Below are 14,433 nucleotides of genomic sequence, written 5' to 3'. Positions count from 1 at the left end.
CTGTGAAAGGGGATTGGGCATGGCGTCGTACCGCTCACAGCTGGACCCGTACGGGGCGCTGTCGGAAGCAGACCCGCAGGAGACGGGGGCGGGGACGGGAGGGGGCGCGACCCTGCCCGGGGCGGCGTCCGGCCGGGAGGCCGCGCGGCGCGGGCTCGCGCTCGTCCGTGCCTACGCGCGCGAGGACGCCGCCGGGGTCGCCGCCGCCCTGGACGGGGCGGACCCCGCCGCGGCCCGCCAACTGCCCTCCGTCACCGGGGACATCCTGCGCCTCGTCGTCGGCATCGTCCTGTCGGCCCCGCGCACCCTCACCCCGTCGGACGTCGTCCGCACGGCCGACGCGATCGCCGCCGCCGGGCCGCCCCACCACGAACTCGCCGTGTCCCAGGCGGTGCGGGCCTGGGCCGCGGGGGACGACACCGGGCTGCGGGGCTGGGGTGAGGACGGCACGGCGTGCGCGCACGGCGCCGCGGTCCTGGCTGCCGCGCTGGCGGTGGGCGCCTGGGGGAGGGAGGCGTTCCTCGGCCTCCTCGAGACGTTCGACGAGGTGGCGGGCGCCTGCGGGCAGCCGTAGGAGCTGGAACGGCGGGCCGGTGCGCCGCCGGGCTACGCCTCCGGCTTGCGCAGCAGCACCAGGTGGTAGTCCAAGTGGTCCCGGCAGAAGGAACGGTAGGGACCCATCAGCGGGTCGGTGTGGGTCAGCGCCTCCTTGCCGAAGCGCTCCTCGATCTCCGCGCGCCGGTCCTGGTACAAGGTCGACATCAGCTCGGAGCAGAGCACGGCGTTGGCCGTCATGTCCTGCACCCGCGCGATCCGGAAGCCGGTCTCCTCGATCTCGCCGACGAGGGCGGAGAAGGGCCGCAGCGGCGGACAGGTCCACAGCCGCGTGTACGCGGCCGACTCCTCCTCGGTGGGGGTGCCGCGCAGCGCGAACTCGGTGAACAGCAGGTGCCCGCCCGGCCTCAGCACCCGCAGGGCCTCGCGCAGGGCGGCGGGCCGGTCGGACAGATGGGGCACGCAGTCGATCGACCAGGCGGCGTCGAACGACGCGTCGGGGTGGCCGAGCTCCATGGCGTTGCCGTACGCGAAGTCGACGCGCTCGCCCGCCGGGTGCCCGCGGCGCCGGTCCTCGCACCGGACCAGCTGGGTCTTGCTGACGGTGATGGCGGAGACCCGGCCGCCGGTGCGCTCGGCGAGGCGCAGCGCGGGGCCGCCGGTGCCGCAGCCGATGTCCAGGAAGTGCGGGGCCCGCGTGCCGCCGACGGCTCCGTGGAGCGTGTCGATGAGGAACTCGGTCTGCCGGTCCTGCGCGAGGTCGGCGAGGTCGACGAGGGACGTGACGGGCGCGGGCTCGCCGTGCGGCACGAACATGCCGATGTGCACGGCCGTCGACCCGAGCGTCATGGCGAGCAGGTCGCCGAACTGGTCGTACATCGCCCCGACGTCGTCGGGGGTGGGGTGCGAAGTGCCGTGCGCGCCGGGCGCGTTCGTGGTCGGGTTCGTCGCCAAGACGGTCTCCTCCGAGCAGGTGCGGGCCGCCGGGGCCCGCGCGGACAGGTCCGTTCCCGTGCACCCGTCCATTGCACCCGCCACAGTGGCCCCCGTGACGACGCAGTCAAGCCATGCCCGACGCCCCCGCGAGGGGCGAGAATTAGCCACTGCAATCGAATTCCGTGAACGTGTCCAGACGCGGAATGGAGGGCTCCGGGAAGGAAAGGCCCGCGGAGGGCGACCCCGGGAGTTCACCGGAATCACCCTGGAAAGGGCCCTTCCGGAACCCGTTCCGGAGTACACCTCGGAATGCCTTACGATTGTCCGGCTTCTGTCACGGTGCCGCGGAGACGCGCTGGCTGACTTGTTCTCCTGTGTCGTCCTCGTGCTAGGAATACGGGGCGCGCCGCAGGGACGTGAATCGTCCGGCGCGAACGCATCGCATTGTGCTGTCAGTCGGTCCCACAAGGGGCCACAGGGGGAAGAGGTAACACCGTAGTGAACCGCATGCGCACGTCCGCCGCCGTCCTGGCCACCGCCGGGGCCATCACTGCCGCTCAGCTCGGTCTGGCCGGTGCCGCGTCCGCGTCCGAGGGGCCGAAGGCCGCTCCCACCGCGTCCAAGGTCGCGCCGCGGAGCGCCGCCTGCCCGATCGACATCGTCTACACGTCGAGGTTCTACACCAACTCGAACGGCTGGGTCACGGGCAACGGCCTGTACTTCGGCCTGAAGAACAAGAGCACCAAGAGCTTCAAGAAGGTCACCTTCACGGTGACCAACGTGAAGAACATTCGCTTCGGCAGCGCCAAGGCGAAGGGCGGCAAGGTCACGCGCAAGACGTCGAGGACCGTTTCCGTCCACACCAAGACCTTGAAGAAGAAGGCCAGCCTCGGCGTCCAGGTGCGCTCGCGGCTGCTGAGCACCCGTTCGTACAAGGTGAAGTTCTCGGTCCGTGGCAACGGCTGGAACTGCGCGGTGAACCAGGGCACCTGGGGTCGCTGACCTCAGACCCGAGGAGGGCCGGGGCCCGGCCCCTGACCTCCTGACGATGTGAAGCGGAGCCCGGTCGACCTCGGTCGACCGGGCTCCGTCGCGTTCCCGGGGCGACCGCCGCTCCCAAGAGGGACACCGGCGTAACTCATGATCTTGCCCCGCGTTGGTCTGCCTGGGCCGCCCCTGTCCGGCGACATCGGACCGGTGCGGGCCCGTTCAGAGGGACCCGAATCGTCAGCTCCCAGTGCCTCGCCGCGGGGCCATGAGGGACACGCTCGAAGGAGTGCTCAGCATGTACCAGCTCACCAAGAAGGTCGCCGCCGGAGTCGGAGCCGTGGTCGCCGCGCTCGGCTGCGTCATCGTCGCGGGGCCCTCTGCCGTGGCCGACGGCAAGTGGTGCAACCACTCCGTCTGCATCGAGACGTACGACTCGGGCACCTACCTCGGCCGGGTCGAGGTGTCGGTCACCAACACCAACCAGCCGAACCGCATCTCCGCGCGCGTGTGGACCACCAACGGCTGGTCGGCCAGCACCAAGGTGGAGGACGTGGCCAAGTTCAGGACGTACCGCGACCAGGCCTACCCCCAGCGCCACTTCCCCGCGGGCACCCGGCTGTGCGCGGAGGGCTTCCGCGGTGGTGCGAGCGTGGGCCTGCCCTGCGTCACCCTCACCAACTGACGGGGTGACCGGCACCCGCTGACAGGTGCCACCGGGCCCGGCCGGCACAGCGAGACTGTGCCGGCCGGGCCCGGCCGCGTTCCGGCTCCGGCTCAGTCGCCCGAGCTGTCCTGGAGGAACCGCTCCACTTCGCTGGCCACGCCGGTCTTGGCGGACGAGGCGCGGCCGCCGGTGCGCGTGGAGCCCTCGTGGACGCCGAGACCGCCGGACCACACGTACCCGAACGCGGGCTCGTCGTCGACCGCCGGACTGATCTGGATGTCGAGTTGCCTCAGCTTCGAGGCGGGCGCCGCGGCGTACAGCGTGGCCGTGACGCGTCGCTGCGGATACAGGTTGAAGTCACGGATCACGGCTCCGCCGAACTCGTCGACGAACGCGCCGTGTCCGTCCCTGCCGACGCGGACGTCGTAGTGGCGCGGGTGATCGTGCAGGTCGATGGTGAAGTAGGTGGAGCCGCGGTTGTCGAGGGTGACGTCGAACGCGACGTACGTCAGGCCCTTGGCGTCCTCGTCGCGCCCGCGCTGCGGTGTGGCCTTGCGGAGGTGGTGCACGCGGACGCGCAGCCCGGCCCACTCCTGTGACTGATACTCCTGCCAGTCCCCGACGACGTTTGGTATGTCCATCATTCCCACCTTTCCAGGCGTAAGCCTAGGAGGAACGGGCGGCGAGGGAGCCGGTTGTGAGGGGTGACGACGGCCACGCGCACGCCAGGGGCGGCCCGCCACGCCGTGGTGGCCGACCGCCCCCGCCGCTACCTCCTGAGCTTGCAGACGGCCTTCGCGGTCTTGCCCGGGTCGCTCTCCGACCGGGCGGTGAGCGTGACGCGGTTGTGCCGCTCGGCGCCCGGCCTCGCCTTGACGGCGACGTCGACCTCGACGGAGCCGCCCGCCTTCGCGGTGGTGAGGCGGTTGGGCAGCCAGGCCGACCAGCCGCGGGCGGAGGACGTGGCGGTGAGCCGGTAGACGTCGGAGTCCAGGTACTTGTCCATGCCGTCAGGGCTCTCCGGGTGTCCGGACCGCGGGGCCTTCGTCCGCCCCGTGTTGTCCAGGTCGAAGCTGCACACGGCCCGGCGGTCGGGGTCGCCCTTGGCGTGGCCGCGGCTCAGGTCGGCGCCACGGCGCTGCGGGCCCGCGCCGTCCAGGGACTTCACGGCGACGGTGTAGGAGAGCACACCGGCGCGGGTGCGGTGCAGGTCCAGGACGTAGAAGTGCAGGCGGTTGGCGCGGTCGACGTACTCGTACTCGCTGCCCGAGTCGGCTCCGGCGTGCAGGAGCGCGTCGCTGAGCTGCCGGTAGTCGCCCATGGTGATCTTCTGTGGGGTGCCGTCGGGGCGCTTGAAGTCGACCATGTCGATGTCTTCGGGGTGGGAGTCGACGACCCAGGCGAACGGGGCGCGGTCCTGGTTCTTGGTCTTGCTGAGCAGGACGCCGTTGTCGGGCGTGAAGGAGTCCATGCCCATGCGGTCGACGACCTCGACGGTGTAGTTGTCGTAGCCGCCGCCGTCGCACAGGGGGTCGGTGGCGGGGTCGCAGGACGGCGACAGATCGCGGTTCATGGCGATGTTGACGCCGCTGAGCCCCTTGTCGCCGGGCGGCGCGGAGCGTGCGGTGACGCGGGCGACGACCGTGCCGGAGTCCTTGAGCGCGTCGCGGTCCAGGCGCAGCACGTTCTTCTCGTCGACGATGCCGAGCTTCAGCTTGTCGCGCAGGATGTGCTGGGAGCCCATGGACGCGCCGTTGGCGGCCGGGATCTGCCAGCGGGTGTGCGGGCCGCCGGGGCCGTTGAAGGACCCGCGCGAGAGCATGCTCCAGATGCCGGTGTAGGCGCGGCGCATCGGAGTGCCGTAGGGGTTGTTGTAGTTGTCGGCGATGCCGAGGATGTGGCTCAGCTCATGGGCGTACACGGCCATGCCGGAGCTCTCGGCCTGGGTGGACGAGCCGCCGGAGGCGTTCGGCCAGATCCGGGCGGCCGCCGCCCATGAAGTCCAGGGCACATAGCGGGTGTTGGCGGCGTTGCCCCCGGTGCTGATGGGCGCGGGCGGCCCCCACTTCGCCGGCACGCCCTGCGGGGACGCGAACTTCATCTGCCCGAACTCCTGCCAGACGGACGACTCGTCCTGCCCGGCGGTGAGGTAGAAGACGAAGTCGTACTTCGCGGTCTCGGCCTCGCCCGCGTCGGCGACCCAGGCCGCCTTGCCGTCGGCGCGGATGTCCTTGCCGCAGCTGAAGCCGGTCGGGCAGGCGCCCGGGTTCATCTGGGGCTCGATGCCGTACTGGAACGACTTGTGCGGCATGCGGTAGACGCCGAAGGACGTCAGGTCGACGCCGATGCGGCCGCCGGAGTCCTCCATCCAGTACTCGTTGATGGTGTGGCCGCGGTTGAGCGTGCCCGGCTTGTTGAGGAAGTCGCGGTAGAACGGAGGCAGTTGGCTGCGCGGCACGTTCGAGGCGCTGGGCTGCGGATTGCCGAACAGGCTTGATCCCGCCGGTTTGCTGACCGTGAACTCCTCGTCGGGGTAGTCGAGAAGGACCAGGGCGCCCTTGAAGGTCCGCTTCGTCGGCTCCAGATCGGGGTTCGCCCAGTCGGTGCCGGGGACGGACCGGTAGTCGGCCCACGTCATGTCGTCGGGGTTCTGCCAGCGCTGCGGGTCGATCGGCCGGACGAGCGGACGGCTGCCGGACGGCTCGGGGTTCGCCTGGGCGGGCACGGCGGCCAGCGGGGAGAGGACGAGGGCCAGGAGCGCGGTGAGGAGGCCTGCGCGGCGGGCTCGGGGGTGCGTCGTTCTTGCGCGTCGTATGGGTGTGCGGCGGAGGAACAAGGCTCACCTCTTGTCGGAGGGGTGTGGACAAGAACATGACAAGCCGGTCAGCGGTACTTTCCGCCTGGGCCGCCTGGGGAGTCAACAGGCTTTTGGGACGGGTTTGCCCGGTGGTGCGCGGCCCGGCCCGGCCGCCCGTGCGGGAAGCTCAAGTGTTCCTCTGAAGCGCGGGGCCCGGGGGTTGCGGTCTGCGCGGCACGGTGACACTGCCGTCAAGTGCGGTGCTCCAGGGGGTGGTCGGTATGCGGATGCGGTTCCGGCGGTCCACGGCGGCGGGGGAGTCCCCGGCTCTGGACGTCTACGACGTGGCCTGTCTGGCCGGTGGGGTGCCGCGAGTGGTGGACAGCGCGGTGATCGCGCTGGCGGAGCGCGGGCTCGTGGTGGTGCGGGCGTCGCGGGTACGGGCGGTGGGCGCGGCCGAACGCGGCCGCCAGGGCGCGCCGCCGCCCGCGCACCCGGTCGAGCGGGCCCTGCTCGCGGCGTGCCCGCCCGAAGGGAGCAGGGGTATCACCCGGCTGCGGGCCATCCTGACGCGCTCACCGGAGATCGACGCCCTCGTCCTGCGCCTCGCCGACGAGGGGCTCGTGGCCGGGGCGCGCGGCCGCCCGACCCTCGCGGGCCGACGGCTGCTCGCGGCGGCCGAGCGGGACGGGAGCTTTCCCGCGTACGTCTTCGCCGGTGCCGCGGTCCTGCCGGACGGGCCGGTGCGGCAGGGCGTCATCAGTGCGGCTCCGGCTCCCTCGGGGCTCGGCCGGGCCATGGTCCGGCTGGGGCACGCCCTCGACCGCGACACGGACTCGGGCGGCGGCGGGGGCGACTGCGGTGGTTCGAGCGGCGGTTCGGGCGGCTCGGGCGGAGGTTTCGGCTGCGGTGGGGGCTCGGGCGGCGGCGACTGATGGCCGTACCGGGGGCGCGTCAGGCGTCGGGTGCGTCCCCGGTCGGGATGTCGAGGACGGCGAGGAAGGCGGCCGCCGCCGGTGTGCGGCTGTGGCGGCTCCAGATGACGTACTCGACGCGGGCCGGTGCGTCGGCGACCTCGACGGTGGTGACGCCGGTGAGCTGGGGCGCGTAGGCGGAGGGGAGCATGGCGATGCCGAGGCCGGGTGCGACGAGGCGGGTCATGTAGTCGGCGGCCGTCACCTCGAAGGCGACGTCCCGGCTGAGACCGGCGGCCGCGAAGGCCTGGTCGGACTGGAGGCGTCCGGCCGTGCCCGCCGGGAGGTCCACGAACACCTCGGTGGCGAGCCTGCGCAGGCCGACCGACGCCTGACCGGCGAGGGGGTGGTCGGGGGCGACCACGGCGACGAGCCGGTCGCGGGCGAGTTCGTGGGCCGCGACGCCCTGGGGCCGCGCCGTCGTCGGCAGACCGAGGAAGGCCACGTCGAGGGCGCCCTCCCTGACCTGCTCGATGAGGTCGTCGCTCGCGCCCACGCGCAGGCTGATCCGCACCTGCGGGTACCGGCGGCGGAAGTCCCGCAGCGCGCCCGGGACATCGACCGCGGCGACGGTGGGGATCAGGCCCACGGCGAGCCGTCCGCGTACCTCCCCCACCGCCGCCGCGACCTCGGCCGCGGCCCGCTCCGCCGCGTCCAGGCACTGGCGGGCGGCCGGGAGAAACGCCGCGCCGGCCGGGGTCAGCCGCACCCGGCGGCTGGTGCGCTCGAAGAGCCGTGCGCCCAACTCCTTCTCCAGGCGGGCGATCTGGTGGCTGAGGGCGGACTGGACGACCAGGCACCGCTCGGCGGCCCGGGTGAAGCTGTTCGTCTCGGCGACGGCGACGACGTACCGCATCTGCTGGAGCTCCATGGTGATCTATCTTGTATCAAGATCGATGAGCTGACAAACATGTGTTGGACTCATTGATCGCGTCGGGCGAGGCTACGGGTATGACAAGTACTGGAGCACCGAGGGGTTCCGGCGTGGCCGGCGCGGGTGCACTGCGAGGGAATCTGCCCCGCACCGCCCTGACGGCGCTCGCTCCCGCCGTGTGGGGCACGACCTACGTCGTGACGACCGAGCTGCTGCCGCAGGGGCACCCCCTGTTCGCGGGGCTGCTGCGCGCGCTGCCCGCCGGGCTCGTCGCGCTCGCGGTGGCCCGGACGCTGCCGCGCGGGGCGTGGTGGGGGAAGGCCGCCGTGCTGGGCGTCCTGAACATCGGTCTGCTCTTCCCGCTGCTTTTCGTCGCCGCCGAACGCCTGCCGGGAGGCGTCGCCGCCACCCTGGCCGCGGCGTCCCCCCTCATGGTCGCCGTCCTGGCTGTGACGGTCCTGCACGAGAGCCCCTCCGCCCGGCGCTTCCTCTGGGGCGTCGTCGGTGCCGTGGGCGTCGGCCTGGTCGTCATCAGGCCGAACGCCGGGTTCGACGCCGTCGGCGTGGTGGCGGGACTCGGCGGAGCGGCCACCATGGCGCTCGGTGTGACGCTCACCAAGCGCTGGGGGCGGCCCGCCGGGGTCGGCCCCACCGCCTTCGCGGGCTGGCAACTCGCCGCCGGCGGACTGTTCCTGCTGCCCCTCACCTTCCTCGCCGAGGGGGCGCCGCCCGCGGTCGACCTGCCCGCCGTGCTCGGCTACCTCTGGCTGGGTCTGGTCGGCGGCCTGATCACCTTCGTCCTGTGGTTCCGCGGTGTCACCAGCCTGCCCGTCACGTCCGTGGCGGTGCTCGCACTGCTGTCGCCGCTGGTGGCCGCCGTGCTCGGGGCCGCCGTCCTCGGGCAGACGCTGGGCCCGGTCCAGCTCGTGGGGTTCGGGCTCTCGCTCGCGGCGATCGTCGCGGGGCAGCTTCCGCCGTCACGGCGGGCACGCGACACCCCACCCGGCTCGGGCCCGGGTTCCGTACCCCCTTCCCCTTCCACCCGTGCGACCGCACCCGGTTCCACCTCCGCCCCTGCTTCCACCTCCACCCCCGCTTCCACCTCCATCTCGAAAGGGACACCCCGATGAAGATCGCCGTAGTCGGAGCCGCAGGCATGGTCGGCTCCCGCGTCATCACCGAAGCCGCGAGCCGCGGCCATGACCTCATAGCCGTGTTCCGCAGAACGCCGTCGGCCGCCCTGCCGCCCGGCGTGACCGCCGTCGAGGGCCACGCCGAGGACCTCGACCACATGAGCACCCTGTTCGGCGGCGTCGACGCGGTCGTGGCCGCGACTCGCCCCGCCCCCGGCCACGAACACACGGCGGTGCCGACGACGACGGCGCTGCTCGACGCGGCCGCGGCGGCCGGCACCCGCATCCTCGTCGTCGGCGGCTCCGGACCCCTGCGGGCACCGGACAACCCCGACCGCCTCGTCCTCGACACCCCGGAGTACGTGCCGCTGGAGTGGCGCAGCATCGCCGCCGCGAGCACCGCGCAACTGGACGTCGCCCGAGCGCACCCGGCGGCCGACTGGGTCTACCTCAGCCCGCCCGCCGTCCTCGAACCCGGGCACCGCAACGGTACGTACCGACGCGGCACCACCACCCTCCTCACCGACGCCGACGGTGTCTCCCGGATCTCGGCCGAAGACCTCGCCGTCGCGGTCGTCGACGAGCTCGAGAACCCGCGCGAGGAACGGCACTTCACGGTCGGGGAGAGCTGACGGGGCACCCTGCGGCGGCGGCTCGCGGGGCCTCGGGCAGGATGGGGCCGTGCCCACCGAGACAGAGCAAATCGAGCTGAGCGACGACGAACTGCGGGAGATCACGGGCTACGCGGCCGACTGTGCCCGCCGGGTCCTCTCCGTCTTCGAGCAGGAACTCCCCGCCGACACCCGCCCCCGCGAAGCCATCGAGGGGGCGGACGCCTTCGCCGCGGGGGAGCGGCGCACGACCGCGCTGCGGCAGAGCGCGTGGGCCGCGTACAAGGCGGCGAAGGAGGCCGAGTCGCCCGCCGTGGCCGCCGCCGCGTGGTCGGCGAGCCACGCGGCGGCGGCCGCGTTCCTCCACCCCAAGGCCAGTCCCCATCAGGTGAAGCACATCGTCGGTGCGGCGGCGCACGCGGCGCGGGCGGAGGAACTGGTCGCCGGGGACGACCCGCGCGTCGCCGCGGAGACCCTGGAGTGGGCGCGCCGGCACGCACCGGCAGCGGTCGGCGCGGTCCTCGGCCGCCTGCCCGCCGCGCCGTCCGGTGACGGGCGCGTGGGCGAATTCATCCGCGACCTCGACGCCGCGCTGCGCGCCTGAACCCCACAGGGGACGCCGCGCCGCGCACCTGGACCTCGTCCAGGACGCCGCCCCGCGCAGCCGCGCGGCGCACGGAAATTGCCGCGCGCCCCGGGCATCCCAGGTACTACGGTCCTGGGGTGCTTGATGAGGACGGATACTTCGGGGAACACATCGCGGCGACCTACGACACGACTTCGGCGGACATGTTCCGGCCCGAGGCCGTGGACCCGCCGGTCGATCTGCTCGCCGAACTGGCGGGCGACGGGCGGGCGTTGGAGTTCGGCATCGGCACCGGCCGGATCGCGCTGCCCCTCGCGGCCCGCGGCGTCCCGGTCCACGGCATCGAGATGTCCCGCGCGATGGCGGCGCGGCTGCGGGACAAGCCCGGCGGCGACGCCGTCGGCGTCAGCATCGGCGACTTCGCCACGACCCGGGTGCCGGGCACGTTCACGGTCGCCTATCTCGTCTACAACACGATCAACAACCTCACCACGCAGGACGCCCAAGTCGCCTGCTTCCACAACGCCGCCGACCATCTGCGGCCCGGCGGCACCTTCGTCGTCGAGGTCGGCGTACCCGACCTGCGGCTCCTGCCGCCCGGCCAGACCGCCGTGCCGTTCCGCATCGGCCCGACGGAGTGGGCCTTCGACACCTACGACGTCGCCACCCAGGCGATGAGCTCGAACTACGTCACGATCACCGACGGCCGTGCCGAGCACTGGGCCGTCCCCTTCCGGTACGTGTGGCCGTCCGAGCTGGACCTGATGGCGCGCCTTGCCGGGCTCCGGCTGCGGGACCGGTGGGAGGATTGGTCGCGGGCCCCGTTCACCGGCGAGAGCACGAAGCACGTGTCGGTGTGGGAGAAGCCTCTCGACTGAGCGTCGGGACGGGGCGGCGGGGCGGCGGTGTGACGGTTCCGCCCGACCTGTCATGGGAGAGGCCGATGATCCGCCGGACCGGTCACCGCAGCGACGGCAGACCCGGCAACCGGAACCTCACGACGCGGCCAGCAGCGCCCCGGCCGCCCGCCCGAAGACCCGCGCCGCCACCCGCGCCACCACCGGGTCCAGGAGCCGGGGCAGCCACCGGATCCGCAGCTCCTCCCGCCAGACCACCCGCGTCCCACGCCCCTGCGGCCACACCTCGATCTCGGCCCAACCCGTCACCACCGCACCGCGCTTGACCAGTCGGCACAGCCCGCCCCGCGCCGCGTCCGGCGGTCGCCAGACGGTGACCTCCATCGGATCGTCGAACGCCAGCGGCCCGACCCCGGAGCGCGCCGTGAAGACGGTGCCGAGGCCGCGCGGGAGGCCGCCGGAGACGGTGACGCGGGTCAGGGGCACGACCCGGCCGTGCCGCTCCCAGTCCGTGAGCCGCCGCCAGGCCTCGGCCGGGCTGAGCGGAGTGGCGCGTTCGACGCGGAAGAGGGCCATGGAGGGATCGTAGGCAGGGGGCGGCGCGCACCAGGCCGGGCCACGGCGAAGGCCGGGCGACGGCGGCTGCTGGGCGGCGGCCGGTCGACGCCGGGTGGCGAGTGCGCCCGCGTGGTGCGGGGGGCCGGGGTCCGGGGCCCTGGGGCGTCGCGGGCGCGGCGGGCGCCCGCGACGCCTTGCGGAGGCGCGGCTGCCCCGCCGACGCCGGCAGTCGCACCTCTCCCGCACCGCCTGAGGGGGGAGGCGGTACCGGGCACCCGTGCCTGGCAGCGTGGGACACCTCCGCGCTGCCGGCGCCCACCACGCTCCCGGCCCCCGGGCTGCGGCCTCATCCTCCCGAGCGGCCGGGCGTCCCGGCATCCGCAATGCGCTGAGATCCGTATACGTAAAGGCAGGCCGGATGCGCGCGGCGGCGGCCCGCAGCATACGTACGTACGCCACCACCCGCCCCGGGGGCGGCCGGTCCGCCAGGGAGCGGTCAGTCCGCCAGGGAGCCGGGGATCTCCGCTCGCGAACGCAGGCCGAGCTTGGTGAGGATGCGCTCGACGTGCGTGTCGGCGGTCCGCTTGGAGATGACCAGGCGTTCGGCGACCTCCCGGTTGGAGAGGCCGCCCGCCACCAGCTCGGCGACCTCCCGTTCGCGCGGGGTGAGGGAGTCCGCGGCCCGCGCCCGCCGGGCTCCGGGCACGCACCGCGCCGACGTCGGCGCGTCCACGTCGGCACGCACCGACTGCAGGATCTCCGTGCCCGTCATCCGCGCCCCCAGGCCGTGCCAGCGCTCGAACGCGGCGTCGCCGAGGGCGTCCCGGACGGCGAGCTGTGTCGACTCCTGCTCTTCGAGGAGCGACGGCAGCATGGCCACCGGGTCGCCGGTCAGCCGCCGCGCGCTCTCGGCGTACCCGAGCAGCCACGCCGCCCGGACGTACCGCTTCTGTCCGGCCGCGTGCCAGCCGAGGCCCAGGCAGCAGAGCGCGGCGACCAGGACGTCACCGACCTCGCTGACCGCGTCCAGGGCCTGCCTGAGCGGTGGCGCGCTGTCCTCGTGCCGCCCGGCGAGCCACAGGATGATGCCCTGCACCGTCAGCGTCGAGGCGTACAACTGCCGGTCGCCGGTGCCTTCGAGGCGGGCGAGACCGGTCCCGCACAGGTCGAGTGCCCCGTCGATGTCGCCGAGCACGGCCCGCAGCAGCGCGGCCTCGTAGTGCACCACGCCGATGCCGAGCGCGTCCCCGGCCGCCACGATCCGCAGCCGTCCCCGCTCCAGCGCGGCCAGGCCCTCCTCGACCTCGCCGCCGAGCGCGCGCATCGCGCCGATGTACGGCTCGGCGAACAGCAGCACCCGCTCCTCGCCGCACCGCCCGGCGACCTCCCGCGCCGCTGCGAACCGCCCCGGCGCCACCTCCAGGTCGCCGCTCCACACCCCGAGCACCCCGCCGAGCAGCAGCCCCCAGGCCCGCTCCCAGCAGTCCTCGGGCACCAGGTCGAGCCCCTTGTCGATCCAGTACCGCCCTTCCGACAGCGTTCCCGCGGCCCGCCAGAACGGCGCCAGCTGGGCGGCGAGCCACAGCCCCTGCCTGGCCCGGCCCGGGGTGGCGAAGGCGTACCCCAACGCCGCCCGCACATCGGTGACTTCGGCGCGCATCGTCCGGAACAGCTCGGCCTGCGCGTCTGTCAGGAGGTCGTCCCACAGTCGCTGGCCGAGGCGCCGGTAGTACGCGAAGTGCGCCTCGCGCACGACCGCCGTGCCGTCCGCCTCGGCCAGGCGCTCGGCGCCGTACGCACGCAGCGTGTCCAGGAGCCGATAGCGGCCCGTGCCCGCGCCGAGGTGCTGCACCACCGACTTGTCGACAAGCCCGACCAGCGTCTCCAGGACGTCATCCGGCGCCGGCTCACCCCCGCCGCACACCTGCTCCGCGGTGGCCAGCTCGAACGACCCCGCGAACACCGAGAGCCGCGCCCACAGTTCACGCTCCCGCGGCAGGCACAGCTCGTACGACCAGTCGATGGCCGTGCGCAGCGTCTGGTGCCGGGCCGGGGCCGTGCGCCGCCCGCCGGTGAGGACGCCGAAGCGCTGGTCGAGGCGGGCCACGAGGTGGCTGAGGGGCACGGCGCGCAGGCGTACCGCCGCGAGTTCGAGGGCCAGCGGGATGCCGTCGAGGCGGCCCACGAGCGCGCTGAGCTGCGCCTGGTTGTCCTCACCCGCGGTGAAGCCCGGTGCCACGGCGGTGGCGCGCTGCACGAAGAGCTCCACCGCGTCCTCGGCGGCGAGCGGTGCGAGGGTCAGGCACTGCTCGCCGGGCACGTCCAGGGGCTGCCTGCTGGTGGCGAGCACACACGCGTCGGCGGCCTCGCGCAGCAGGACGTCGCAGAGCATCGCGCAGGCGTCCACCAGGTGCTCGCAGGTGTCCAGGACGATCAGCAGCCGCCTGCCGCGCAGATGGGCCACGACCGCGTCGAGCGGTTCCATCCCCACCTGTTCGGGCAGTTCGAGGACGGCGGCGACCGTCGCCGGCACCAGCTCCGGATCCCGGAGGCCCGACAGCTCCGCGAGCCACACGCCGTCGGGGAAACGGTCCCCGAGCCCCTCCGCCGCGCGCAGCGCCGTCCGGCTCTTGCCGACGCCGCCCGGCCCCACCAGCGTGACCAGCGGAGCCTGCGCGAACGCCGCCCGCACCCGGGCGATCTCCGCCGCGCGCCCGACGAAGCTGGTCCGTTCGACCGGCAGTTGCCCGCCGCGCCGCTGCCCGAAGCCGAATCCCATGACGCCCCCGTGCCCGTCGACCGCCGTATCCCGGACGGGTCGACCGCTCTCTCGCTGTTGTCCCGACCACTTCTCTGGGCCGCCGTTCGGGATACGTACTTCCGCTTCTGTACGTATGC

General features: G+C 73.5%; 14 protein-coding genes. 8 read left to right on the top strand and 6 right to left on the bottom strand.

The window, feature by feature from the left end:
- Window positions 1–19 precede the first annotated feature (19 nt).
- Window positions 20–574, top strand: coding sequence for a hypothetical protein (locus tag OO63_RS12690; RefSeq protein ID WP_030359506.1), 555 nt, complete (start codon window positions 20–22; stop codon window positions 572–574).
- 32 nt (window positions 575–606) lie between these two features.
- On the opposite strand, the gene OO63_RS12685 is transcribed toward OO63_RS12690, so the two are convergent.
- The gene (locus tag OO63_RS12685; RefSeq protein ID WP_030359505.1) at window positions 607–1,509 is read right to left on the bottom strand and encodes a class I SAM-dependent methyltransferase; all 903 of its coding nucleotides are present in this window, start codon (window positions 1,507–1,509) and stop codon (window positions 607–609) included.
- A gap of 489 nt (window positions 1,510–1,998) precedes the next feature.
- On the opposite strand from OO63_RS12685, the gene OO63_RS12680 reads away from it, so the two are divergent.
- Window positions 1,999–2,493 carry a hypothetical protein gene (locus tag OO63_RS12680; protein ID WP_234311235.1) on the top strand — a complete coding sequence of 165 codons (495 nt, stop codon included), beginning with the start codon at window positions 1,999–2,001 and terminating at the stop codon, window positions 2,491–2,493.
- 283 nt (window positions 2,494–2,776) lie between these two features.
- Window positions 2,777–3,163 carry a hypothetical protein gene (locus OO63_RS12675; protein WP_030359503.1) on the top strand — a complete coding sequence of 129 codons (387 nt, stop codon included), beginning with the start codon at window positions 2,777–2,779 and terminating at the stop codon, window positions 3,161–3,163.
- A gap of 92 nt (window positions 3,164–3,255) precedes the next feature.
- Here OO63_RS12675 and OO63_RS12670 read toward each other — a convergent pair whose 3' ends face one another.
- Together OO63_RS12670 and OO63_RS12665 are read right to left on the bottom strand one after the other, a co-directional pair.
- Window positions 3,256–3,789, bottom strand: a complete 534-nt coding sequence (locus OO63_RS12670; RefSeq protein ID WP_078619097.1) for a hypothetical protein — start codon at window positions 3,787–3,789, stop codon at window positions 3,256–3,258.
- Window positions 3,790–3,914: 125 nt separating this feature from the next.
- Window positions 3,915–5,981 (bottom strand): M6 family metalloprotease domain-containing protein, encoded by a 2,067-nt coding sequence (locus tag OO63_RS12665; protein WP_030359501.1) that lies wholly within the window; start codon window positions 5,979–5,981, stop codon window positions 3,915–3,917.
- 242 nt (window positions 5,982–6,223) lie between these two features.
- Between OO63_RS12665 and OO63_RS12660 the strand changes: the two genes are divergently transcribed.
- Window positions 6,224–6,877, top strand: a complete 654-nt coding sequence (locus OO63_RS12660) for a TIGR04222 domain-containing membrane protein (RefSeq protein WP_030359500.1) — start codon at window positions 6,224–6,226, stop codon at window positions 6,875–6,877.
- Between the two features lie 19 nt (window positions 6,878–6,896).
- Here OO63_RS12660 and OO63_RS12655 read toward each other — a convergent pair whose 3' ends face one another.
- Complete coding sequence (locus OO63_RS12655) at window positions 6,897–7,787, bottom strand: LysR family transcriptional regulator (protein ID WP_030359499.1); 891 nt, start codon at window positions 7,785–7,787, stop codon at window positions 6,897–6,899.
- Window positions 7,788–7,867: 80 nt separating this feature from the next.
- Here OO63_RS12655 and OO63_RS12650 point away from each other — a divergent pair, with 80 nt between their 5' ends.
- From OO63_RS12650 to OO63_RS12635, 4 genes are all read left to right on the top strand, one after another.
- Window positions 7,868–8,920 (top strand): EamA family transporter, encoded by a 1,053-nt coding sequence (locus tag OO63_RS12650; RefSeq protein WP_078619096.1) that lies wholly within the window; start codon window positions 7,868–7,870, stop codon window positions 8,918–8,920.
- Window positions 8,917–9,555 (top strand): NAD(P)-dependent oxidoreductase, encoded by a 639-nt coding sequence (locus OO63_RS12645; protein ID WP_030359497.1) that lies wholly within the window; start codon window positions 8,917–8,919, stop codon window positions 9,553–9,555. The genes OO63_RS12650 and OO63_RS12645 overlap by 4 nt, the downstream gene beginning before the upstream one ends.
- A gap of 49 nt (window positions 9,556–9,604) precedes the next feature.
- Entirely contained in the window at window positions 9,605–10,138 is a 534-nt protein-coding gene (locus tag OO63_RS12640; RefSeq protein ID WP_030359496.1) for a putative immunity protein, read from the top strand.
- Window positions 10,139–10,257: 119 nt separating this feature from the next.
- The gene (locus tag OO63_RS12635) at window positions 10,258–10,998 is read left to right on the top strand and encodes a class I SAM-dependent DNA methyltransferase (RefSeq protein ID WP_030359495.1); all 741 of its coding nucleotides are present in this window, start codon (window positions 10,258–10,260) and stop codon (window positions 10,996–10,998) included.
- Between the two features lie 117 nt (window positions 10,999–11,115).
- On the opposite strand, the gene OO63_RS12630 is transcribed toward OO63_RS12635, so the two are convergent.
- Entirely contained in the window at window positions 11,116–11,553 is a 438-nt protein-coding gene (locus tag OO63_RS12630) for an SRPBCC family protein (protein WP_030359494.1), read from the bottom strand.
- A gap of 478 nt (window positions 11,554–12,031) precedes the next feature.
- Entirely contained in the window at window positions 12,032–14,314 is a 2,283-nt protein-coding gene (locus tag OO63_RS12625) for a LuxR C-terminal-related transcriptional regulator (RefSeq protein ID WP_030359493.1), read from the bottom strand.
- Between the last annotated feature and the right edge of the window lie 119 nt (window positions 14,315–14,433).

Origin of the sequence: Streptomyces alboflavus (assembly GCF_000716675.1) — a bacterium.
In the GTDB taxonomy this organism is placed as follows: Bacteria; Actinomycetota; Actinomycetes; order Streptomycetales; family Streptomycetaceae; genus Streptomyces; species Streptomyces alboflavus.
Note: the sequence above shows the minus strand (reverse complement) of the source record. Positions and strands in the feature narration are given on the sequence as shown.